The 23089-nt window shown below is 54.2% G+C and carries 17 protein-coding genes; 4 read left to right on the forward strand and 13 right to left on the reverse strand.

Annotated elements, in window-relative coordinates; all coding sequences use genetic code 11:
• Window positions 1-25: 25 nt before the first annotated feature.
• A complete protein-coding gene (locus tag VO84_RS19225; RefSeq protein WP_082662210.1) occupies window positions 26-1513 on the forward strand; it encodes a family 43 glycosylhydrolase in 1488 nt (495 codons plus the stop codon).
• Here VO84_RS19225 and VO84_RS19230 read toward each other — a convergent pair.
• Entirely contained in the window at window positions 1510-3636 is a 2127-nt protein-coding gene (locus tag VO84_RS19230) for a LamG-like jellyroll fold domain-containing protein (RefSeq protein WP_197414128.1), read from the reverse strand. The two genes, VO84_RS19225 and VO84_RS19230, sit on opposite strands and share 4 nt — an antisense overlap.
• Window positions 3637-3894: 258 nt before the next feature.
• Between VO84_RS19230 and VO84_RS19235 the strand changes: the two genes are divergently transcribed.
• Window positions 3895-4728 (forward strand): hypothetical protein, encoded by an 834-nt coding sequence (locus tag VO84_RS19235; RefSeq protein ID WP_157440014.1) that lies wholly within the window; start codon window positions 3895-3897, stop codon window positions 4726-4728.
• 13 nt (window positions 4729-4741) lie between these two features.
• On the opposite strand, the gene VO84_RS19240 is transcribed toward VO84_RS19235, so the two are convergent.
• The 8 genes from VO84_RS19240 to VO84_RS19275 all read right to left on the reverse strand — a co-directional run bounded on the left by VO84_RS19240 (window position 4742) and on the right by VO84_RS19275 (window position 16385).
• Window positions 4742-6127 (reverse strand): sugar porter family MFS transporter, encoded by a 1386-nt coding sequence (locus VO84_RS19240; RefSeq protein ID WP_197414129.1) that lies wholly within the window; start codon window positions 6125-6127, stop codon window positions 4742-4744.
• A 466-nt stretch (window positions 6128-6593) separates the two neighbouring features.
• Window positions 6594-8333, reverse strand: coding sequence for a S1 RNA-binding domain-containing protein (locus tag VO84_RS19245; protein WP_058189419.1), 1740 nt, complete (start codon window positions 8331-8333; stop codon window positions 6594-6596).
• Between the two features lie 45 nt (window positions 8334-8378).
• Entirely contained in the window at window positions 8379-8645 is a 267-nt protein-coding gene (locus tag VO84_RS19250; protein WP_082662212.1) for a helix-turn-helix domain-containing protein, read from the reverse strand.
• A 138-nt stretch (window positions 8646-8783) separates the two neighbouring features.
• The gene (locus tag VO84_RS19255) at window positions 8784-10919 is read right to left on the reverse strand and encodes a beta strand repeat-containing protein (RefSeq protein WP_058189421.1); all 2136 of its coding nucleotides are present in this window, start codon (window positions 10917-10919) and stop codon (window positions 8784-8786) included.
• Entirely contained in the window at window positions 10916-11419 is a 504-nt protein-coding gene (locus VO84_RS19260; protein ID WP_157440015.1) for a hypothetical protein, read from the reverse strand. The genes VO84_RS19255 and VO84_RS19260 overlap by 4 nt, the downstream gene beginning before the upstream one ends.
• 242 nt (window positions 11420-11661) lie before the next feature.
• Window positions 11662-12318, reverse strand: a complete 657-nt coding sequence (locus tag VO84_RS19265; protein ID WP_058189423.1) for a response regulator — start codon at window positions 12316-12318, stop codon at window positions 11662-11664.
• Between the two features lie 71 nt (window positions 12319-12389).
• Entirely contained in the window at window positions 12390-13469 is a 1080-nt protein-coding gene (locus tag VO84_RS19270; RefSeq protein ID WP_231738096.1) for a hypothetical protein, read from the reverse strand.
• Between the two features lie 66 nt (window positions 13470-13535).
• On the reverse strand, window positions 13536-16385 hold the full coding sequence (locus VO84_RS19275) for a sensor histidine kinase (protein ID WP_197414130.1): 2850 nt from the start codon (window positions 16383-16385) through the stop codon (window positions 13536-13538).
• A 385-nt stretch (window positions 16386-16770) separates the two neighbouring features.
• Between VO84_RS19275 and VO84_RS19280 the strand changes: the two genes are divergently transcribed.
• On the forward strand, window positions 16771-17151 hold the full coding sequence (locus tag VO84_RS19280; protein ID WP_058189425.1) for a response regulator transcription factor: 381 nt from the start codon (window positions 16771-16773) through the stop codon (window positions 17149-17151).
• 159 nt (window positions 17152-17310) lie between these two features.
• Here VO84_RS19280 and VO84_RS19285 read toward each other — a convergent pair whose 3' ends face one another.
• The 4 genes from VO84_RS19285 to VO84_RS19300 form a co-directional block, all read right to left on the reverse strand.
• Window positions 17311-17694 carry a hypothetical protein gene (locus VO84_RS19285; protein ID WP_058189426.1) on the reverse strand — a complete coding sequence of 128 codons (384 nt, stop codon included), beginning with the start codon at window positions 17692-17694 and terminating at the stop codon, window positions 17311-17313.
• Between the two features lie 48 nt (window positions 17695-17742).
• Window positions 17743-18921, reverse strand: a complete 1179-nt coding sequence (locus tag VO84_RS19290) for a serine hydrolase domain-containing protein (RefSeq protein WP_058189427.1) — start codon at window positions 18919-18921, stop codon at window positions 17743-17745.
• A 41-nt stretch (window positions 18922-18962) separates the two neighbouring features.
• On the reverse strand, window positions 18963-19928 hold the full coding sequence (locus VO84_RS19295) for a DUF2950 family protein (RefSeq protein ID WP_058189428.1): 966 nt from the start codon (window positions 19926-19928) through the stop codon (window positions 18963-18965).
• Between the two features lie 80 nt (window positions 19929-20008).
• A complete protein-coding gene (locus VO84_RS19300) occupies window positions 20009-21379 on the reverse strand; it encodes a DUF3300 domain-containing protein (RefSeq protein ID WP_058189429.1) in 1371 nt (456 codons plus the stop codon).
• A gap of 233 nt (window positions 21380-21612) precedes the next feature.
• Between VO84_RS19300 and VO84_RS19305 the strand changes: the two genes are divergently transcribed.
• Window positions 21613-23025 carry a glutamate decarboxylase gene (locus VO84_RS19305; protein WP_082662214.1) on the forward strand — a complete coding sequence of 471 codons (1413 nt, stop codon included), beginning with the start codon at window positions 21613-21615 and terminating at the stop codon, window positions 23023-23025.
• The last annotated feature ends 64 nt before the right edge of the window (window positions 23026-23089 follow it).

The raw sequence follows: 23089 nt of genomic DNA on the forward strand, positions 1-23089 counted from the left end.
CGGAAGCCACCAGAAGGATATTGAGATGAAGAGATGCGTATTTCGAACCTTGATTGCCGTCGCAATTAGCATTCTGATTGCGACGCATGCTTGGGCTCAAAAGCTCGTCACACCCGGGTATCTCTTCAACTCTGACCCCACCTGCCGCGAGATGAATGGGCAGTTCTACCTGTTCACCACGCAGGACCCCTTCACTGTGAACTTCGAAATTCCCAATGCATTCTTTAAAGGCATGTACGCCTATCATGCTCTGACCACCACTGACTTTGACAACTGGGTCGATCATGGCTCAATCCTGACTGGCCGTGATGTGAGTTGGAACGGCGGAGACGCCTTGTGGGATGGCGATGCTGGCATTCCTGGCATATCCGGTTTTTATGCCTACGCGCCCTTTCGCGTGAACTCTGCAAGTGAAGAAAATTATGGCACCTACGATATAGGTGTCTTTACTTCAGCGAGCCCCTTTGGCCCCTACAAGGATGTCTACAACGCGCCCATGAAGATGGCCGACGGCAAGCCGCTGGAAGGTCTAAGTCCATCGATTGTCCGAGACGACGATGGCAAAGCTTACCTTATCTGGGGCTCAGGCGACACGGAGAAGCACGAAGTAATGTTGGCCCGTTTAACACCGGACATGACTCAGCTTGCCGAGGCGCCGCGTAAGCTGGCTGTTCCCACAACCGACTCCTGCGGCAATCTCGAATACTTTGAGAGCCCTGTACTCTTCCACGCTAGTGGTACCTGGTATCTGACCTGGGTAGCCTATAAGGACGATAAGGGGCCGGGCTGCGATGCTAAGGGCTCCTATGTAAATTACGCGATGTCCAGCAGCCTCTTAGGGCCATTCAGTGGTCCCGTTCAGCACCTTGTTTATCCTGCCGGAAACGGGGAAGAATCAGTTCAACAAGGTGTCTGCTCGTATCGAGGAAAGTCTTATCTCGCCTATCACGTTCCTTACGAAAATGTGGTCGGAGAAAACGATCATCATCGCCAGGTAGCCATTACAGAACTGAATATTCTCCCCGACGGTACACTCGGAGCCATCTATCCCGGCCGCGACAAAGGAGCCGGTACACCCGGCGTGACGCACCTGACGCTCGACGCTTTCGCGCCTCGCCGCGAGGCTGCGGAGTTCCATGTGCGCGTCAATGCGGAAGGCGAACCGGGTCTTCATGGCGAATATCAAATGAAGCTAGGTGACGGCGGCTACCTGGGCTTTCATCACATGGACTTCGGTAGCGGCGCATTGCAATTTCGTGTTGAAGTCAGTTCAGAAAATAGCACCCTAGGCAATGGAAAGCTTGAAGTCCGGCTGGATAACCCTGCCGGTCCTTTAGTCTCTACTATCGACATAACTCCCACAGGCGGGCGCACGTCATACCGGATTCTCTCCGCGCCTGTGACACGCCAAGCAACAGGTATGCATGATCTATGCCTCGTTGCCCGCGGATCATCTGATACCGCTCAGCGTCGGCTTTTCAATGTCACATGGTTTGCCTTTGATCGACGCTAGGGCTTGGCAATCTCAATCTCAATCGTATTTTCCGCGGTCACAGGCAGATAAACGATCAGGCGTTTGTCGTTCAGATCTTCCACCACTCCTTGCCGGACTGATCCTTCGGCCACGGCTCCTTGCAGTACGGTAACCTTTGCTTCGCCTGCCCAGCCATCTACCACAAATGCAGGATGATAGATCGGATGCTCCGCGCTGCCTTCAATCGTCAGACGCAGAGGTGTCGGCAAGTTCGCAGGCACAAGATACGCGCGCTGCGCCGCATCGTAAACCAGCATGTGTCCATCCTGCGTGCGCAACTGCGCCGGGCTGCGCCACGACTTCGCCAGCGGCACGAGCCGTTCAGTCGACTGAGTTGTCAATCCAGTCAATAGCAACTTGGTCAGCGTTGTATTCGTCTTCTGATAGGCCGGCCAATATAGATGGGAAACCGATGTATGCCCGGCGCGGTCAGCCGCCAATGCGGGCCTCCCGCTCGATGGAATTTGTGCCACAGGCCAGTGATTCCACCACTCAAAGCTGGAGATGGAGGCCTCGCCATTGTATGCATCCGAAGAAACGCCATCTCCCCAAACTACTTCGAACGGTTTCCACTCAGACTTGAGATTCACCCGCTGAATGACCGCTTCTTTTGGCTCAGGAAAACTCGACGGTCCTTTTGGCATCTGCAATCCCGGAGCACTTTTGGGCTGCCAGGCATAGGTCTTCGTTTCGCCGCGGAGATTCGCAAATGTCAGCGCGTCAAAATGGAGACAATCCTCTGGTGTCTTGCCGGGCGGAATAATAACAATGGACTCCTGAAATTCTGTCTTCTCGCGCTCAGCTACCGCGCTCCACAAAACAGATTTGCGCACTGCAATATGGTCCGGATAGACAGTCCAGTATTCATCCGCCCAGTCGCCCCATTCCGTAGGAGAAGGCGCATCGCCAATCGCATATTGCTCAACCTCTGAAAGTGCATAGCGCCAATGCACAACAGTGCGCGCCGGCGTGCTCTCTAAAATTCGTACATGGGAATATCGCGACTGCTTATCTGACATTGGCTCGCAGTCCTCGCCATAAGGGCAGCGTGGATGTCCGTAGATTTCCATGAACTCATCGGTATACCAGTTGTTGTTCTCTGTCACCCACGCCGGAACGTAATTTGTTCCCTGCCAGAAGACGAGTTGCGCCGGCGAGTCATCAAAGCGCACAACAACATCCGAATTTTCGGCCGTGCGCCGTGTCCGGTCCCACAGCGGATCAAAATGCAGGGTCGTATAGAACGCGCCAAAACTTCCCGTACCCCCCTTCCATCGCGGCAATTCCGGCCACGGAAAAGGTTTCAATAGTTCAGAGGATGCCGCACGGTACAAGTGCGAGACTGCATCATCCGATAATGGATGACGATACACAGTCAGTTCGCTCAACGCGCCTTCTATGGAATATTCGATAGGAAAATCCGGATGAATTCGATCGGCCGGTTCCGGTAACAATGCAGTTCGCACGTGTCCGATGAGTAGATTATTTCCAGACGTGGGGGCCTCCGGCTTCGTAGCTACCGGCTCGGTTGTAGACATAGCTGTAGCAATGGTTGAACCATCTACTGAAAAACTCACCTGTCCATTTTTGATGCCAAGCGTAACCAGGATCCACTTGCGAAGAGGAACCACTCGTACCGACGTTACAGTACCAGAAGCCGCTTTGGTCCTTACGACCAAATGTCCCGCCGCGTCCAGTCCGAAGAAAAACGCCCCGTCCGGCGTTTTCTGGTCGAGAATCGGAGCCAGATTCCACGGATACGCGTCCAACTCAATCCACGCCGAAACGCCTAGCTCTTCAGGGTTATTGAGTACAGCAATCGGAGCGTTGGAAATCTTTGCCGTATAGCCATCCATCTGCACGGCATCGCCCGCCGGCCCTTTGGCAGCGTACACGTTTCCCTTCACCTGTGCGAGACTTCCGCTCACGGTCTCGATGATCACACCATTTTCAATATGAAAATTCCATTTTGCTTCTACTGAATCTTCCCGCAATGTCTGCGCCGGGAGCGATCCTGCTCCCGCCGTCAGCCCGAGCGCCACTACAGCAAACCACCGTCTTAACTGATTGACACACGCACGCCGCATCCGTAAACTCGCCATGTCCATAGGTTGAACCAATAGACTCCCCGGAGATACTTGTCAAGCATGTTTGAGCGTTTGCATTCTCACTATTCCGCTATCTTGCCATTGCCGCTGTGACATGCAAGGCGGCACAATGTATGGATTGGAAGCGGACAGCCTGACTCGGGCGCGCCTGGTCTCGCCGTGAGCGTTATCATTAGCGGTCAGGAATCATTGCCCCGCTGAACGTAGAACATGCTCTGAATATAACCTGAAGAGGCCAACAGGATCCAAATCATGCACTCTACCACGTCACGCGAACTACGCTGTTACTACAACTGGTTCTCCCATAGCGGCCTGCCCACTCCTGATAACGGCTGGCCGGCAGCGATCCAAATGGCCGGCTACCACGGTGTGCAATTTATCGGACCTCTCGACATGGAGGCACTCGCATCATGCCGTGCACTCGGCCTCGGCACCTGTGGCAGTGGCCGAGTTAATCATCCCGAGGATGCCTTCCGTCTTGCGGAAGAAGCGCGCACTCATGACCTCGAGGCTCTCACTCTTCATGTCGGATGGGGCTATGAAGATGATTTTGAGGCCTTCACCTTAATCGAGGCCGTGCTTGCCGCATCCGAGCAATTCGCTATCCCTCTCTACGTTGAAACTCATCGCGCCACTATCTTTCAGGACCAGTGGCGCACAGTTCAATTCGTGCGGCGATTCCCGGGTCTCCGCTTCAATGGCGATTTTTCACACTGGTACACCGGCCTGGAAATGGTCTACGGCGACTTCGATAAAAAGCTGGACTTCATTCAGCCTGTCATCGACCGCGTCTGCTTTATGCATGGCCGCATCGGCAATCCAGGCTCCATGCAGGTCAACATCGGCACATTAGAAACCGCACTTCAGCTGCCGTATGTACAGCACTTCTGCCGCATCTGGAAACGCGTCTTCTATTCTTATCTTGAGCGCGAAAGCGCCGCTCCATTCTTCTGCTTCGCTGTTGAACTCCTTGCCGCCGATATCTATTACGCACGCGAGTTCGAGGGCAGGGAAGAGTCAGATCGCTGGCAGCAGTCGCTTGTTCTGTGCGAAATTGCTAACCGCTGCTTTTCTGATTCCCGATAGGCATCGGTATCTCTTACTGCTCGTGAGCTCCCCACAAAGCCTGGATGGATTCCAGACTATGCTCTTTGGTTTCGGGAAGCCGTCTCATAACAAAAATCATTCCCAGTATGCAGACCAGCGCATAGATCCAAAAGGTATACGCAGTGCCGAGTGCGGTATTCAAGAGCGGAAAGCTATACGTCAATAGAAAACACGCCAGCCACAGCGCTGCCGTGCAGATTGCCATGAAAGCCCCTCGCACTTCCGTGGGAAAAATCTCCGAGAGCACTACCCACGTAATCGGAGCCAGAGTCATCGCATACGTGGCAATCGCCGCAATTACCGCAATCATCAACAACAATCCATGCTGATGCGTTAGGTACAACGCGCCCAGCATCGCGTACAACACGGCTAGCGTTCCGCAGCCAAGAATCATCAGCTTTCGCCGTCCCAGTCTCTCCACCGTCGCAATCGCGACAAATGTGAACACGCACATCGTCACGCCGGTGATCACAATATTAAGAAAGATGCCCGAAAGTGGATAACCAGCCGCGCTAAAAACCTCCTGCGCGTAATTGAAGATTACGTTGATGCCGCACCACTGCTGCAGAACCGCCAGCACAATTCCAACTGTCAACACACGCCGCATTCGCGGCTGGCGCAATGCGATGCGAACATCCATCCGCGACTCGGTTGAAAATGAGCCTTCGATCTCCCGCTCAACCTCTGTGGCGTACGTTTCACCTCCCAATCTCACAAGCGCAGACCGTGCGCTCTGATGTTTACCCTTGAGCGCAAGCCATCGAGGGCTCTCCGGAATCGCCAGCAGTCCCACCAGAAACACCATGGCAGGGAAGAAGCCAGCCTCAAACATGTGCCTCCATGCCACCTGGCCATTCCACGAGGTCTGAATCTCCGCAAGCGATGCACCAACAGGAACAGGTCTGGCAATCAACCAATTCACCGTTTGCGCAGCCAATATGCCGATCACAATCGTCAGTTCATTCAGGCACACCAGTTTGCCGCGAATGCGCGCCGGAGCAATCTCCGCGATATAAATGGGCGACAACGCCGATGCCAGCCCGATTGCCACTCCTCCCGCGATACGCCATGTCACAAAACCTATAAAGTTCTGTGCCATGCCTGTACCAAGTGCCGACAAGGCAAAAACAACGGCGGCAATCAGCAATGAACCCCTTCTGCCTGTGCGTTCACTTAGCAAGCCTGAGCCCATCGCACCGGCCAGGCATCCCACCAGCGCGCAACTCATAGCCCACGCTTCCTGTGCCGGGCTTACCAGCCCGAAATATGCTTCATAAAACGGCTTTGCGCCGCCAATAACTACCCAATCGTAGCCAAACAAAAATCCGCCTAGCGCGGATACCATAGCGGCAAACCAGAGAGTACGGGATTTCATCATGAGTTCAATTCAGATCAGAAAAAAGTGTCATAAAGAAGAATCACATGATATAAATTAGGCAAAATGGTTCATCCAATTGTCAAGCAGAAAATCTGCTCACGATTTGAGTGGTAAATGTTGCTTTAATAATTGAAATTGTTGCTTTTAATTGATTTATCTCCTGATATAAATGCTTGAAATTCACCGCTAACACTGAAAGATTAAGTGCGCTCTTAGAGAATTCTCGTCAGATGCGATATTTAATAGGATGACCAATTTATGAAGAAGCAAATAAAGGTCGTCATTGGCTGGCAGATTGACAATGACGCCTCGTTCAACAGAGCCTCAAAGGATTCCCTGATCTAACGAAATGTATTTTTTGGGGGGCGAACGGCGAGGCAAGGCAAGAAATCAGAAAAAATTAGGGGGATGGCAAATAGGCTGCCTCCCGCTCCGTAATGCTCAGCAGAGCGGAAGACCGGATAGACTACGCGAGCTCGACTTCAATGGATTTGCTTGCAGGATCGAGCCTGGTGATTTTGAAGGTGCGGATTTGGCCTGCCTGCAGCGGCTCTGGTTGAGTGGCGGCAGCGGGCGCATTGCCTTTCCAACGGGCCTGCAGCATCGAGCTTAAAGAGGACAGGTCTGCTTTGGCAGGCGTCGTGGACGTAGCTGCGTCGGCTGCTTGGGCAGAAGGTGTGGCTGACATACCGCAGGCAGCGCGGATGCCTTCGCCTAATTCGATGATGACAGGAGACTCAGTAACCACGCGGCCAGAGACTTTGTCGCCTACCTTGTGCTCGGCAATATACTCGTCGAGACCGGTAGGGATGAGTTGCTTCATGCTCAGCTTGATCTGGCGCTTACCGGCATCGAGAGCGAGGATCTGCGCCTGCACGGTCTGGCCGGTGTGAAGCACTTCCGAGGGATGGTTGAGGCGGCGGTCGGGAACGATTTCGCTGATATGGACAAGGCCTTCCAAGCCTTCTGCGATTTGCACGAATGCGCCGAACGCCATGAGCTTGGTGACAGGACCCTGAACCTGGGAGCCAACAGGAAATTTCTGCGCAAACTCCGTCCAGGGGTCTGTAAGAGTCTGTTTTAGGCCGAGAGCGATGCGACCAGCCTGCTGCGGACTTTCAGGCGGCTTGATGGAAAGGATAACAGCATCCACGCGTTCGCCCGGTTTTACAATATCGCTCGCAACGCGAACCTTTTTGCCCCAGGACATCTCTGAAACATGGATAAGACCCTCAATGCCGGGCTCTAACTCCACAAAGGCGCCAAAGTCAGTGACACGCGTAACGGAACCACTGATGCGTTGGCCAGGCTGATAGCGCTCAGGGACGTCGAGCCACGGCTCGGACTGAAGCTGCTTAAGGCCGAGCGAGATCTTTTTCGTGTCGAAATCGATCTTGAGAATTTTGACTTCAAGTTTCTGTCCGACAGCGAGTACATCTTCAGGCTTGGTAATGCGTGTCCAGGCAATGTCGCTGACATGTAGCAAGCCATCGACGCCACCTAGATCAAGAAATGCGCCGTAGGGCATAAAGGTACGCACTGTGCCTGTAACCATATCGCCTTCTTTGAGCGTGGCGTAACGACCCTCAGCCTCCATGCGCGTCTGTTCTTCAAGCACAACACGGCGGTCGACAACAACATTTTCATCGGCGACGTCGAGTTTGGTGATGCGACAGGTAATCTGCTGGCCGACCAGGGCCTCCAGTGCTGTGGCATCGTGGGTTCCGCTGCGGCTGGCGGGCATAAAAGCGCGAACGCCGACATCGACGCTGGCTCCGCCTTTCACAACTGCTGTGACCGTACCGACAACCGCAATCTTCTGTGCAAAGGCTTCTTCAAGAGAAGACCAGTCTTTCGGCTGGGCAACTTTAAAGCGCGAGAGATCGTAATAGCCTTCCTCGTTGCGTCCGGTGATGGACACGGGATAGGTCTGGCCTGGCACTACATTCGCGGCGTCGCGATCGAAGGCGGAACTTGGAAGAACGCCTTCGATCTTATAACCGATGTCGAGAAAGACCTTGTCCGCGGAGACGGAGATCACCGTTCCTTCAAGCTGTCGTTGTCCTGCTTGCGGAGGGTGTGCGTGGGATTTCTCGAATTGAGCGAGTAGGTCGCCGAAGTTTTCAACGGATTCGGCACCGGCGTCGGCGACGGGTTCGGAGCTGATTTCAGGAATGGGCTGATTTTCAGATGTGTCTTGATTCATGGCGAATACAGCTTATTGTTTCACGGCTTCGTCCGGCGAGTCTCGCTAACCGTCTCGCATCGCTGTACCTTTATTAGCGGCTCCTGTCAGGGAGGCATGGGATGATGGACTGAGCATGGCATCCAACTCAGGCCGCAGAAATCTCCAGACACAGCGCCGAACACCGGAAAGTTGATGTGCCGGAATCTTCCTTTCGCGCACCCATTGGAACAACGTGAGCAAGTTGACTTTAAGATATTGGGCAGCCTCGGCTGCGGTGAGCCATTCGTTGGCCGAATTGGCTTTCCATGCGGACATTGGTTTTGTGTTCATTTGAGACAGATCTCTTTTTCCCACTTTTAATCCAGGATTTAATTGCTAAGAGGCCGCCGGGTTAGGGGAAGCATCTCAGTGGCTGCTTTGTTTGTTGTCCGGCGATTGCTCTGCAATCGCCGGACTGTTGTGGACTGACTATTGTTGTAGTTGCTGTATCTGTTCCAGCATCATCAAGGTCATCTGCTGGCCATCCAATTCGATTGCCAGAACTCTCTGCCCGTCTATTGGGTAGTACCCCAGGCCGGATTTTGTCTGTGAATTCAACGTTGCGTTGAGCCCATAGAGGTCAAATCCCCCGTTGGAGGTGTCTACCGTACCTGTGAGAGTCACGCTTGGGGTTGCGACGGACGCTGAATTGTCAGCATTCTGAACAGTCATGTCGGTATATCCCGAGAAGTTGTCAGACGACACTGCCACGGGGCCTACCGTACCGAAAGCTGGAAGTTGGTTGGAATTGTTAAAGCCATACGCTGAGAGAGCATAGTTGCCTTCCACATCGTTGGGAGGAGAGTTCTGCAGATAAGCCTGGCCCCACGTAACCTGCGTTGGGTCTACGCCAAGTTCCAGCGCGTTTCCATTGCCATCCAGGTAGAGCTGGAAGACGAAAGGGAAGTTGTTGCCGTTTACGTCCGTGTTCACATTGATCGTGACGCGGCCTGTTGCATCTACGGTGTAACTGCCAGATGTGATCTGAGCACCGGGATGAATGGTTAGATCGTTGAATGGGACAATTCCGGATACCGTATTGTCGGAGTTGAAGACAAAGGCGCCAGCCATTTGAAACACTGCGCTTACGTTGCTGAAAGCGTCTTGACCGTTGGCACCGAAGATATAGGTATTTGTTGCGATGCTAGCTGCGCTGAACTTGCCAGTATTGCTGCCCTGGCTAATAGCCGTGCCGCCGAGATCTCCCTGCAGAGAATCCGTTGTTTCCACTAATTGAATCTGGTTCGAGCCAACGATGTATCCCGCCAGTGCGAAGGGCGGAAGACCGGAGGCCGAATTCGGGTTCAGAGTGAAGACAACGCGGCCAAAGGAGTCAGGTGCGCTGACAGAGCCAGATGCGAAGCCATAGTTCTGCGCAGGGTTTCCGCCATCGTTGTAATCGAGCACGCTGCCGCTGGTCAGGATCGATGAACCGCTGATGTTGAGAATGCCGCCGATCCCAAATGTGGATTGAGGATTGTTTCCATCGTATCCGCCAACGTTGAAGGCATACCCGCTTGCAGGTGCGTCTGTGCTGGTCTGCTGATCGATAGATCCGGTTGCGCTTGCGAACGTATCGAACTCAGAGATCAAGACACGTGTTGCGGATACAACTGTGCCGCGGATCGTCTCAGTACCATTTTGTCCGAGTTTGGAGTTTCCAGTATTCAGAGCAACCTGAATATTTCCATTTACCTTGGTCAGGCTCGACCCGAAAGCAGTGAGGCTGTTGGTGAAGTAGTAGTTATCGTCCACCATGTCCTGCTCGCCCGCTGTGATAGAACCGTTCGACACTGTGAACACACCTGCTACGTAGTAGTAACCGGAGACGTCCTGGCCGGCGAGATGGAATACATAGTTGCCGTCCGCGAGTACCGGTTGAGGAGCCGTAATAGTCACCGTTGCCGAAGCCGACTTAGTCTTATCGCTTGCGGAAGTTGCGGTGATGTTCACCGTAGCTGGCGACGGAACAGCCGATGGAGCGGTATAAGTAGTGGCCGCGCCGCTTGCCGTTGACGTGGGATTGAAGCTGCCGCACTGCGAGCTTCCGCATATCGCCGACCAGGTAACACCTGCATTCGTGCCGTCATTGCTCACATTAGCCGTCAATAACGCAGTCGTGCCGACAGTAATTGAGCTGGGTGGAGTGCTAAGCGCTACAGAGATGGGCGTATTCGCAGGTGAAATCGCAATTTTCGCTGACGCGGACTTGGTAGTGTCCGAGGCTGAGGTTGCAGTGATCGTCACGCTGGTCTGACTGGAGACCGAGGCGGGAGCGGAATACTTGGTTGCTGTGCCGCTGGAGGTGCTGGTGGTTGAAAGGCTGCCACATGTAGAGAGGGAACAACTAACAGACCATTTGACGCCTGCGTTGGCGCTGTCATTGCTGACGACCGCTGTCACGTTGGTGGATGCTCCGGCATCGATCGACGACGGCGGTGCAGGGTTGATGCTCACTGAAATCGCTGGTGGGGTCGGCGGATTAGACGATGAGCCGCCGCAGCCGACGACCGTGATTGCGAGCGCAAATGTAGCAAGAAAACTGGAAATATGACGCAGTTTCACTTTGCGCCTCCATAGAGAGCGCCGCTTGTTGAAGCAGTGCGCGCGTGCGAGGGTGTGTGAGCAAGAAAACCGTTCTTGTTGCGGATTGTGATCTGGTTGCCATCAACGGTGAGAACATAGGCCACCAAATAATCCTGGCCACCCGTTGTCTGCATCGTTCCCGATATCTGAACGGACTTGCCGGAAGAGAGGCTTTGCTGAAGGCCACGGCTGATATTCGGGCCGAGGTTTGCAGTGAATGTTCCTTGCGGACCATCTACAACAAGCTGATTGCTAGCCGATGTATCAGTGGCCTGCTCGGTCGTTAACTGCCGGACAGTCCCGGTCATCGTGACCTGAGGAAACTGGTAGGTTGATATAGCTGAAACAGGCCGAACCGATGCGGTCTGCCCGTTCATGGTGAGAGTGAGAATAAACAGCCAGGCCGGAACCAGGAAGAAATATAGCGCGATTCCTCTGTTCCTGATCCGTCCAGCGATGGTGCAATTTGGCATATGCATAATGTCCTCGTGTAGGTTCAAAACGATAATTTGGCCATGGTGGGGCAATCGCCCGGTGAGCATCTGCTCGCCGCCGCTTCGTTCAACAAACTTTGTGCAATTCAGGAGCAGGTGCCGTGTGCTGGCCTGTTCTCCTTGATCCAAGAATATGAAATCTCAAGGAAAACCAAAATAGAGGACGCTACACGAAGACCCGTGTGCTTCCACACAGGTCGTAACAAGAGGAAAGTTTGCGATGGGATTTAAAGAGCGGTCTTGTTTTGCAGAGCGAATCGAAGGAGCGCATTTGCGCCTTCGCCATCAAGCTCAAGCTTGCGACAGATGTTGGTTCGGTGGTTCTCCACCGTCCGATAGTGAATGGAGAGCTCATCTCCAATCTCTTTGCTGGTTTTGCCAGTGCTGATTAATCGAAGAATGCGGCGCTCCGACGCTGTAAGGTGTACTCCATCCAATGCGCTTGTTTTTTGTGCCGCAGCCACAGGCTTATGCAGCATATCCATCGTAATTGCCGAGCTGAGATACGGCTTTCCGGAAGCCACCGCATGAATGCCGGCTACAATTTCTTGCACAGCGCTGTCTTTTAGAATGTATCCCTTGCCTCCAAGGTCAATCGCATCTTGAAAGAGGTCCCTGCTTGCGTGAAACGTAAGGAAAATCACCTCAGTCTTCAATCCGCGCTTGAAAATCTCCCGCGCAACCTTCAGACCATCGAGCTTCGGCATTTCGATATCGAGTAGCGCAACATTAGGATGGAGCTCTTCCACAAGCGACAATGCCATTTCCCCGTCGGATGCTTCGCCAACCACCTCCAGCATTGCGTCCTCTTCGATGCTCATACGCAGGCCCTTCCGCATCAGTGGGTGATCGTCGGCGATAAGGACTCGGATGACTGGCGCCATGGTTGCCTCTTCACGGAAAGTTGACTGTATTATCTCTCCGTTTTCCCGGAGATCACAAAGTCTTTCTGCAATCAGTTCGATTTAGGCATTGGAACAAAGGAAAAACTCTCGATGATCGCCTCTTCGGGCTGGCCTGACAGCGCCTCCGAATGATGAAAATCGTAAAGATCCATGTGCACTTTTTCGTTCGCCGGCGCTGGTACTCCGGGCTGAAAAATATGTTCGTAAATCGGTTTTGCTTGACCGGCCATCTCGCCGCCGAACGCGCTGAAGGATGCTTTGCCTGGTTCCCATTGAAAAACGTATATCTCAACCCCGGCGGGAGCGCTGAAGCGGACCAGATTATCCGGGCCGTAGAACGGCTGAACAACGAATTGCGCGTTCGGATTGTCTGCCTTTCCCCACTTGCTCAGCTCAATATCCACTTCATTGCGGAAATTTGTCGAGTGCGCGTCATCCCAGGTGAACATGCCAAGCACGGCAGATGGCCGCAGGTGAGCGGCGTCCTGTACTACAAATTTGTAGGTGCCATATCCCAGGCTCTTCTGTAGGCTGACTTCAGAGCAAGCCCAGCGACCATTGCGGTAGTCCATGCGAAGGTGGAGATAGCCTTTATTGTCAGTCCAGGCATTTGCCGCATCATAGGCGTACGGCTGGCCGCCGTGGTCGCTCATTCCTGTTTGGACAATCCAGTTATAACCGCTGAATTGAATTCCTGGAGGAGCATCGGCCGCAGTTGCATTGCCTTTCATGACAGCAATCGCCAGAACCCCATTTCCTTCGGTGGGCAATGTAATGGCCTTGGAGGCAGGTTTGTATCCGGGCTCAACCAGCAGCGCGGCATATTCAGAGCCAAGGTGCGTGAGATTTTTCCAGCTCGAGTCCGCTTGAACCTTTGTGTATGGCTGATCCGTGAGCGGCTGAAGCCACCACACGCCGCTGCGCGCATACAGGACCACCTGGTCGCCAGCCTTAGCATTGGCAACCCTTCCCGCAATTGGCTCCATTTGCGATGGGCCACCGATAGTTGCGGTAGGCACCTGTGTAATTGCAATCGTTGGCTTGATCTGTGATCGGCAGCCAGCCAGCAACAGCCCTACGATCATCGGGAAATAAACCCGCATATTTGAATTGCGAATCCCGATCCTCATAGATTTCCTCCTTGGTCCGTCCGAACTTGCTCCAACAGCAATACACCTGAAGCAAAATCCTTTTCATCATTTATCAATCGGGATCTCGACCGTCATTGTAGTTCCTTGCATGGGGGCCGATCGAAAGCGGAAGGCTCCGCCAAGCGAATGTGCGCGCTCTTCCATTCCGGTCAATCCGAACCCGCTCTTTCCGCCTTTTGAAGGGCGATTTGCCGGCATGAAGCCAACGCCATTATCGCGAACTGTCAGAACGATTCGCTCGTCGTCACGTACTACCCGAATCTTTACCTCGGTAGCTTGTGAATGCTTCATAACGTTGTTCAAAGACTCCTGCACAATTCGATAAAAATTAATGCGCAGATTCTCCGGCAGCGCGTCGTCAATATTATCGAGGTCACATTCGATGGGGATTCCCGAAGCCGAAGAGACTGTGCGCCCGACAATTTCTATTGCTTTTGTCAATCCAAGTCGATCCAGCTGAAATGGCCGCAGGTTGTAAGAGATCTCGCGGGTCTCCTGGATCGCGAGCGATGTTTCCCCACTGATCTCCTCCATCGTTTCCTGGCTGGGGGCGACACCCTTATTTTGTTTTCCCAGCACTAACTTCAGCAGGTTGTTGATCACCAGCAACCTCTGTCCGAGGCTGTCGTGCAATTCGGACGCAATGCGCTGTCGCTCACTTTCCTGTGAAGCGATGAGCTGCTGTGAGAAAGCTTTCTGCAGAGCCTGTGTGCGCTTAAGCTGCGATATGCGATAGTAAACCGCAAGCGCAATCAGTGCAGCTATGAACAGCACAACGATCGTTATGAACCACCATGTCCGGTAAAACGGTGCCTGCACCGTGATCGTCAAATTTTGGCCACCGGCATTCCATACGCCGTCGCTGTTATCGGCAATTACGTGAAACGTGTATGTCCCCGGCGGCAGATGTGAGTAATAAGCAGTGCGCCGCGATCCGGCGTCAATCCAATTGGAATCAAGTCCGTCAAGCCTGTATCGAAAGTGAATCTGTTCCGAGCGGACGAAGCTGAGAGCCGTATATTCAATCTCAAGATTTTCTTTGCCCGGTGGTATGCGCAGGCCGTTCTGAATATTGGCCGGAACTCTCTCAATAAGAGCGGCCTCAATGATGACTGGCGGCGATTGGCGATTGATCCATACTCTACTCGGATCGATTACAGCAACACCATTCTGTGTGGGAAACCACAGTTTGCCGTCATTTGTTTTAATGCCGGCAGGCCCCATCCCTCCGTTGCATTCTTCATTCAGCATGCCATCCGCTTCGCCATATGCCACTGAGGTAATAGATGTTCGCTCACCATTTGCAAAGGCGTTCAGGTCGCGCTTGCTTACGCGATAGATGCCTCTGTTACTGCTCATCCAAAGGTTTCCCCGGCCGTCTTCCAGAATCTGGAACACGCCGTTGTTGAAGAGACCGTTGTTTTGCGTGTAGCGAGTGAATTTTCCGTTCTTCAAACGGCCGAGACCGCCATCGTAAGTGCCAATCCAGAGCACACCATCTGGGTCCTCATATAAGGACCGGATACTGTTGCTGGGCAACCCGTCGCGCTCGGTCCATTGCGTAAATTGGCTGCCATGAAGCCGCGTAAGGCCTCCGTAACCTCCAATCCACAAATCTCCTGACGCGCCCTCGATGATGATCTTTACATCGTTGCTGGCCAGGCCATCTTGTTCGGTGATGGTTCTGCTCGGGCCGCCTCTGTATGCCACAAGGCCGTTCGTGGTGCCAAACCACAGCGTGCCGCCGCGATCCTGCAGGATGCTCTGGACCACCGAATGTTCCGGAAGAAAAACATCTGGTTTGTGAAACTTGCCATCGCGAAAGACGGCGAAACCGCCGTGTGTACCCACCCAGAGATTGCCATCGCGATCTCCCCCCAGCGAGCTCACCAACGGAGCAGGCAATCCTTCAGCCACCGAATAATTGGTAAATCGCCCATCACGAAAAGAACTGAGCCCCTTCTGCCATGCACCGATCCATATAGCCCCGGATTTGTCTTGATAGATTGGATAAACATCCTGGTCAATTAGCCCCTGAGCTTTGGAATAAACGGTGATTGTCTCTTCCTGTAGCTGATAGAGTCCGTCGCCTTCGGTACCAATCCATATGTTGCCTTCTTTATCTTCAAAAAAACGGGTGAACGGAATAGTTACAACATGTCCGGGGGACTCAACTTCAAGTTCACGTGACAGTCGGCGGCTGATTTTTTGTGACCAGCTCCGCCTATGCGAGTCGAGGTAAGAAGTGATCTGAGGATGCCCGGCATCAACTGGTTTTATCGTCTGTGTGCTAGGAGAAATGACGCCTTGCCGGCCGTCAGCAGTTTCCAGCCAAATGACACCGCTCTGATCTCTGCCGACGCCCCAGAGCGGTTTGCCCGAAAGCCACGCAGGCAATGAGTAACTGATGAACTGCCCATCGATAAAAAGATGCAATCCAGTACTGTCCTGGCCCCAGAAACCAGCTCCGTCCCACTGCAAGGGTTGATAACGAATCTTAGCGTTCTCTGGAGTAACATCCATAAATTCAGAAGTCTGTGGATTAAATCTCAGAATCGATTCTTCCGACAAAACCCATATTCCCCCAGCAGAGGCGCGGACAATTCCGCGGACAGTGCCTGCCGGAATACCATCTTCCGGCCCAAACGAGCGGAATGTGCCGCCGTGATATCGAGTCAGTCCTCCGCTTTCCGTGCTAAGCCACAGGTCGCCATTTCGGTCCTGCACCATTCCACTGAACCGGTTAGAGACAATGCCAGTCGTATTGCTCTTGTTGAAGGTAGTAAATCGCACGCCATCGAAGCGCGCCATGCCGTCAAGCGTGACAACCCAGAGGTAACCATCAGGAGTTTGGCCAATACCGCGAATGACATTTTGCGGAAGACCGTTTTCCACGGTCCAGGTTTTCAAGTGGTATTCCGCGGCGGGCGCTACGGCAGGAGCGCCTAACGAAAACAGGCAGATCAAGAGACCACATAGCCAGTCACAGGAGAACCTGCGGACGCGCCGGCGAAAGAGTCGATCTGGTTTTCCGGCCGAAATCATATGAGCCAACATATCATCGGGAATTCTTCGGGCCAATCGCATTCAAGGAAGCACGGGTACTGGCGAGGCTTTGATTATAGGAGACTTGGCCGCCGACCCGTGTGGTACCACATGGGTCGGTATGTAGCATCCTCTATTTTCCCGGGCTCTTGATTTCGTTAACCTTGAGATGGATTTCAGGTTTTTTCGCAGCGCATAAGACTACTCGAATACTCAACTGGAAATTCCGGGACGGATGAAAAAGAACGAAATGAAGATATTGATTGTGGATGACAATGCTGGAATTCGGCGGGTGCTGCGGCGATCCCTGGCAGATATGGCAAGTGAGATCCAGGAGTGCGCCGACGGCTGTGATGCTTTGAGTAGCTATCAGGCGTTTCAGCCCGACGTTGTTCTGATGGACGTTCGCATGACCAAGATGGATGGGCTGACCGCGACCCGGCAGATCCGCAGTTCCTATCCCACCGCGCGAATTATATTGGTCACCGACTACGATGACGACGATCTGCGGGCAGCGGCCTCAAAGGCCGGCGCATGCAATTATGTACTGAAAGAAGAGCTCGCCAACCTGTCTGAGATCGTTGCCGCTTGCGCGCGAGACGAAGGTCTGAGCTAGGCTCGGACCTTAAATTCCACAAGAGGTTTAAACGGCTAAAGAAAGATATATATTGGGGCAATCTCAGTCAGGCAGATCAGCTCAGCATCTTGCATAGCGAAAAATAATCGCCGCATCCCAGGATGCGGCGATTATTTTTGTTGCCGATGCATGAAGCAGTTAAGGTTCTCGCACTGCGCGAAATTCTCCTTCTCTGCCCATCACGTGAACCTTTCCAGTGATTGTGTCGCCGTCCACGCGGCCGCGGAACACCACCGGATGATTCGTGTTACTTCGAATCTCGATATGATGCACGTTAATGCCCCCGTTGATGGAGCCGGACTGATTCGGCCCTTTGAATTTGCCAGTCAGCACGTTGCCCTCCTGCTTGATAGTGAGGTGATCGGTATGGACTATGCCAGTTTCGCCCAGCGTAGAGACGACCCATTTCCCCGCAACGTTGTCGGGAGCCTGGTTTGCCATTTCCTGCTGCGCTGAGATGCTCACGCAAGCGAGTAATGAGAGTAGAAAAAGTTGAAGAGACTTGCGATGTACGGGTGTCATGATAAATTCCTTTCTAAATTTTGAGCCGCGCCGCAATGGCGCTGCGGTTTACGAATTCCACTCCGGCATCTGGGAAACCATGTCCCAGACCATCTTGTCCAGAGCGCTGTTCATGGTGTCTGCCGGCAGGCTGCGGGTACTCGTGATTGCTGACCAGCACATGTTATCTGGCCTTCTGACAATGACGGAAGTCGAACCTGGCAGCGTGCCGTAGTGAAACCACAGCCCCTTGCCGTTCTCGGCAACCATCCAGCCTCGTGCATATCTTGCAGGCGAGTTTTGCGGATACGCCGCGCACGGTGTCGTCATCAGCATGATGGTCTCAGGCCTCAGCAAGCTCGGAATCGTAGACGTGCCTGCCACATGCGTGAGAAAGCGTGCCATATCAGACGGAGACGCAATCCATCCCGCCGCGGAGTCCATCCGGCTCACGTTGATGCTGTATGGCTTCTCATTAAACTGGCCCAGGTACTCGGCTTCATTGGGATCGCGATCATGCAGTGAATTGCCGGCAATGTGCATCGCGGTAATACCGCAAGGAGCCAGCACCGTCTGCTTCACGTAATCCTGGTACGACATTCCGGAGACCTTCTCGATGATGCGGCCAAGAAGGTAATACCCAAAGTTGGAATATGCCCATTTTGTACCTGGAGGTGAAGTCAGAGCAGAATCCTCGATCGTAGAGGAGATCAGCTTCTCAGCATCCCAGCCATTGTTGTGCATCATCGGATCGGTTGCATCGCTTGGCCATCCTCCGCAGGTATGAGTCAGCAAATGGTCAACGGTAATGTCCGTGACATACTGCTTGTACCCTTTCTTGCTGTAAGCATCGCCAAGAATTCCATTCGATCCAAACACCTTGTCAGCAAGGCTCATCTTGCCCTTTTCAATCAAGGTAAAGATAGCTACAGACGTAATCGGCATGGATGCAGTGCCGATGCGAAAAAGCGTCGCGCTATTGGTCGCCTCAAAATCCTTCGGAAATGCCATGCCGAACGGACGCTCCCATACAAAGCGGCTGTTGCGCACAATGGCAACAGACATGGCCGGTGCGAAGTACTGCTGCATAAACTGCTGTCCAATCCCCACCATTGCCTTGTGCGCTTCCTGATTGGGGCGTCCGTTCTGTCCCGTACCCACTCCAGCCAGCGCATGTAGCCGCGGCGCAAGAGACAGCGCAATGCTTGCGCCGAAGATTTCTTTAATTGCTGTACGTCGATTCATCATGACTCGTTCCTATCTGCCTTTGCATTGCAACTCAATGTCTTTTACTGATCAGCTCGCGTCCAGCCAGTGCCAGGCTTGTAATTGCTTATGGAAGCAGCGATCTCTCTCGTGTCCTTCCCCAGGTCTTTCTGGTAGACCACGCCATCTTTCCCGGCGATGAAGGTCATAATGCCGGAATTGTCATACTCCACCGGAGTTGCGACTACAACAAATTCGCTGTTCGCTTTCTTCATTTCAGCTTTGCTCTGATTGCTGCTCTGCGTTTTATTCGACGCCACTGTAAAAATGCGCAATTCATAGCCATCGAAAATCGGCGCAGCGCCTTGGGGTGTGGAAGCAATGACGTCCTTGGCAAATTCATTCAGACGGCCGAGGGGGCTTGAGGGCTTGTCAGTGGGTACTTCCCAGTAGAGGCCGTTCTGCTTGCCGGGCGTGCTCAAAACCTGCGTCGTATATTGCCCCGCTGGGTTGCCGTCGTGCGACTGCCGGCGATAAAGCTCTTCCGCTCCAGCCATTGCATAGGCTGCGTCGATGCCGAGTAGTTCGTTCTCGCCAATGCGCCGCGCAAGGATCTCATCCTTTCCTTTTTCCGTGTCGAAGCGCCACCCTCCGCGGCCATCACTCACAAGCGGAATCGGGAAAGGATAGTTGTCCGCTCCGGTGAAAAGAATTTCGCTGCCATCGGTCATCGTTGCCCAGCGATTCATCTTCTTGTACTTTGCCGCGAAGTCGGCCAGCGCGCCCTGATCCTCCATGGCATCTCCGGAGCTGAGAATCTGTTTCGAATCCGGCCCCAGCACGCGCAGCAGTTCAGCATCATCATTACCCTGTGCCGCTTTGGCGAGCGCTGTGCCTGCCTCCTCCGGCGTAGCAAAAGAGCTGGCCTGGGCCGCTTTGCCTTCGGAATGCTTACTGCGGCAACCCAGCATCAGACCTACCTCAAACAAGGGCACGGCCATCGCAATGCATAGAATCCAGTTCAGTGTCCGTTGTGATTTCAGTTTCATTTCCTTAACTCCATCTGAATTCGCGCCGATTATTTGCGCGAGATAGCCTTGCAATATTTGTTTCGTCGCTGCCGGATGGCTTAACGCCTGCCGCCGCCAAAGCCGCGTCCGCCACCACCGAAACCACGCCCGCCGCCACCAAATCCGCGTCCTCCGCCCCAGCCACCGCCGCCCATGCTGGAACGGCCTCTCATACCGGCAGCTCGATCATTCATCCCATTGCCGCTCATATAGGAACGTTGACCGCCTCCGCCGAACCCATTCGAGTTACGGCCCCCGTTGAAGCCGCCGCCTTGAGGCTGAAAACCACCTGAGCGACCGCCATTTGCAGAACCGCCTTGAGGTGGGTAGCCACCACCAGGGTGAAAGCTATTGCTTCCTCCACCCGGCTGGCCGCCACCAGCGGGCCCGGAAGGCCGGTATCCGCCTCCGCCGGGACCAGACGGATGATACCCACCACCACCGGGACCATACGGTTGTCCACCGCCGCCATTAGGACCAACCGGGTGGTATCCACCACCTCCAGGTCCAATCGGCCCGATCGGATGGTAACCACCGCCACCAGGCCCATTAGGTCCATTCGGGCCATAAGGTCCACCATGGGGTCCCCACCCAGGTCCCCACGGGTGATAGTTGTTATAAGTGTTGTTATTGATCCAGACGTTGTTGTTGTAGAACACACCGCCGCCACCCCAGTTGCAGTTCCACGCGCCCCAACCACCCCAGCCGCCGCCCCATCCAACATTCACGGTGATTCCTTGGCCCCAGGCTAGAACAGGCGAGGCCACAACCACCGGCGGGGTGTAATACGGCACCACGATGGGCGTTCCATACACCAGGGCCGGGTTATATTGCGGCACGTAGATGGTCTGTGAGCTCGCAGGTTGAATCACAATTGTTGAGGGATTCTGCTGCACTACCTTTACCTGGGATGTGGAAGTGAGAGTTCCTGCAGCCTTTGCCCGGGCGCGCATTCTCTGCACCGCGCTCATCACATCCGCCTGCTGATGGCTGAAGGCTTCTCCCAGGCTCGACGTCCACGGCAGATTACTATCGAGGTTCGCCAGCAGGGCGGGGAACTGTGTGAGAGCTTTGACGCTCGGATCCCAGGGCTGCTCGTCGATAGCTGACACAAGCATTGATCCGCTCAGGCCGTTGTTCTGCTTCAGCCACTGCTCGGCCGTGGCCACATCTTCCGGGTTAGTCGCCGCCGCCAGAATCTGAGCTACCAGTGAATCGGGATAAAGAGCGATAGGAGCAACCAGGGCGTCAAGCTTGTCTGCGCTCAGCGGCGCCATTGCAGGCATGGAAGAGGCCGTCGATGTCGCCGAAGGCGCGCCTGAACTCGCTTGAGACACTGCTACCTGCGCTATGCCCGTCAGGGCAAGAAGAGTGATCAGGCTCGAGCGCGACGCATGCGCGAAAGACAATTTGTTTCCGTTGCTCATCATGGTTTCTCCCGTTTAACCCTTGTGATTCCAGGGTTACGGACCACTCTTTTGCATCCATGAGTGCGTCCATGACACGAGAGTATGTGAGTTCCATCTCGCAACAAATAGAGGACGCTACACAGTGACCCGTGTAGTACCACACAGGTGTAGCCTTCCAGTCTTGCAAGATTCGCAAAGTATTGAAGCGTAAGACGAGGTCTTGCCGATAGGATGAGTCTTCCTGGAGGTTGCACATGTCCACAGAGCCGGAAGTTGTCCCTCAATCCCCAACCCATCCCGCGCGAAATCACCACAACCTTGATTCGATTCGTCCCATGTATGCGCGCCATGCGCTGCTCGGGCCCGCTCCGCTGCATGCCATTCCGGAGCACGGCATGGCGCCGAGCACGGCTTACCACCTGATCCACGACGAGCTCATCATGGACGGCAGCTCGCGCTTCAATCTGGCCACCTTCTGCAGCACGTGGATGGAGCCGGAAGCACACAAGCTGATGTCGGAGACATTCGACAAGAACATGATCGACAAGGATGAGTATCCGCAAACTGCGGAACTGGAAATGCGCTGCGTACACATGCTGTCCGATCTCTGGAATGCGCCCGATCCGCGCCACACCATCGGCACATCCACCATCGGCTCAAGCGAAGCATGCATGCTCGGCGGCCTGGCGCTCAAGTGGGCCTGGCGAGAGAAGATGCGCAAGCTGGGCAAGCCAACAGACAAACCGAACATCGTCATGGGGTCGAACACGCAGGTCTGCTGGCACAAGTTTGCGCGCTACTGGGATGTAGAGCCGCGCGAAGTGCCGCTCGAACACGGCGAAGTGGTAACAAACCCTAAAAAAGCTGCTGCCGTCTGCGATGAGAACACAATCGGCGTAGTCTCCGTACTCGGCAGCACCTTCACCGGCCACTACGAGGATGTGCCCGCGTTAAGCGAAGCCCTGGATCAGCTTCAGCAGAGCACCGGCCTCGACATTCCCATTCATGTTGACGGCGCAAGCGGCGGCTTCGTGGCGCCATTTCTGCAGCCGGAGCTGCAATGGGATTTCCGTCTGCCGCGCGTCAAATCCATCAATACCTCTGGACATAAATACGGGCTTGTCTATCCCGGCGTGGGCTGGATCATCTGGCGTACAAAAGAAGACCTGCACCCCGAACTGATCTTCAATGTGGATTATCTCGGCGGATCCATGCCGACGCTGGCCATCAATTTTTCACGGCCCGCGAGCCAGATCGTCGCTCAGTATTACAACCTCATTCGCCTCGGGCGCGCCGGATATCGCGCCGTTCATGAGGCCTGCCGCGAAGTAGCAGCGGAGCTCGCGCATAAGATCGGCAAACTCGGACCATTTGATGTTCTTTCTACAGGGCATGACCTGCCTGTCGTTGCATGGAAGCTGAAGGAACCAACGAACTGGTCTCTCTACGATCTGTCAGACCGTCTGCGCGACCGCGGTTGGCAGGTTCCCAGCTATCGACTACCGGCCAATCGCGAGTACGTAACAGTGCAGCGCGCAGTCATCCGCAACGGCTTCACGCATGATTTGGCAGCCATGCTCATACGCGATATCGAACGCCATCTCCACTGGTTCGCCGCGCAGCCCGGCTTTAAAGCGTCAGAGAATGGAGCGGGGTTTCATCACTAAGGATCGGCACTCGTTTTTTCTGGAGTCATAAAACCCATCGGCGCGGCCTCGGTCGCGCCGATGG

It is taken from the genome of Occallatibacter gabretensis (assembly GCF_001449115.1).
In the GTDB taxonomy this organism is placed as follows: Bacteria; Acidobacteriota; Terriglobia; order Terriglobales; family Acidobacteriaceae; genus Telmatobacter; species Telmatobacter gabretensis.

Excerpts from the sequence above, each read along its gene's own strand:
- VO84_RS19250 (WP_082662212.1), bottom strand. The coding sequence starts at position 8,645 with ATGAACACAAAACCAATGTCCGCATGGAAAGCCAATTCGGCCAACGAA.
- VO84_RS19240 (WP_197414129.1), bottom strand. The coding sequence starts at position 6,127 with ATGATGAAATCCCGTACTCTCTGGTTTGCCGCTATGGTATCCGCGCTA.
- VO84_RS19280 (WP_058189425.1), top strand. The coding sequence starts at position 16,771 with ATGAAAAAGAACGAAATGAAGATATTGATTGTGGATGACAATGCTGGA.
- VO84_RS19290 (WP_058189427.1), bottom strand. The coding sequence starts at position 18,921 with ATGATGAATCGACGTACAGCAATTAAAGAAATCTTCGGCGCAAGCATT.
- VO84_RS19305 (WP_082662214.1), top strand. The coding sequence starts at position 21,613 with ATGTCCACAGAGCCGGAAGTTGTCCCTCAATCCCCAACCCATCCCGCG.
- VO84_RS19285 (WP_058189426.1), bottom strand. The coding sequence starts at position 17,694 with ATGACACCCGTACATCGCAAGTCTCTTCAACTTTTTCTACTCTCATTA.
- VO84_RS19300 (WP_058189429.1), bottom strand. The coding sequence starts at position 21,379 with ATGATGAGCAACGGAAACAAATTGTCTTTCGCGCATGCGTCGCGCTCG.
- VO84_RS19295 (WP_058189428.1), bottom strand. The coding sequence starts at position 19,928 with ATGAAACTGAAATCACAACGGACACTGAACTGGATTCTATGCATTGCG.
- VO84_RS19230 (WP_197414128.1), bottom strand. The coding sequence starts at position 3,636 with ATGGCGAGTTTACGGATGCGGCGTGCGTGTGTCAATCAGTTAAGACGG.
- VO84_RS19260 (WP_157440015.1), bottom strand. The coding sequence starts at position 11,419 with ATGCATATGCCAAATTGCACCATCGCTGGACGGATCAGGAACAGAGGA.
- VO84_RS19225 (WP_082662210.1), top strand. The coding sequence starts at position 26 with ATGAAGAGATGCGTATTTCGAACCTTGATTGCCGTCGCAATTAGCATT.
- VO84_RS19270 (WP_231738096.1), bottom strand. The coding sequence starts at position 13,469 with ATGAGGATCGGGATTCGCAATTCAAATATGCGGGTTTATTTCCCGATG.
- VO84_RS19235 (WP_157440014.1), top strand. The coding sequence starts at position 3,895 with ATGCACTCTACCACGTCACGCGAACTACGCTGTTACTACAACTGGTTC.
- VO84_RS19265 (WP_058189423.1), bottom strand. The coding sequence starts at position 12,318 with ATGGCGCCAGTCATCCGAGTCCTTATCGCCGACGATCACCCACTGATG.
- VO84_RS19245 (WP_058189419.1), bottom strand. The coding sequence starts at position 8,333 with ATGAATCAAGACACATCTGAAAATCAGCCCATTCCTGAAATCAGCTCC.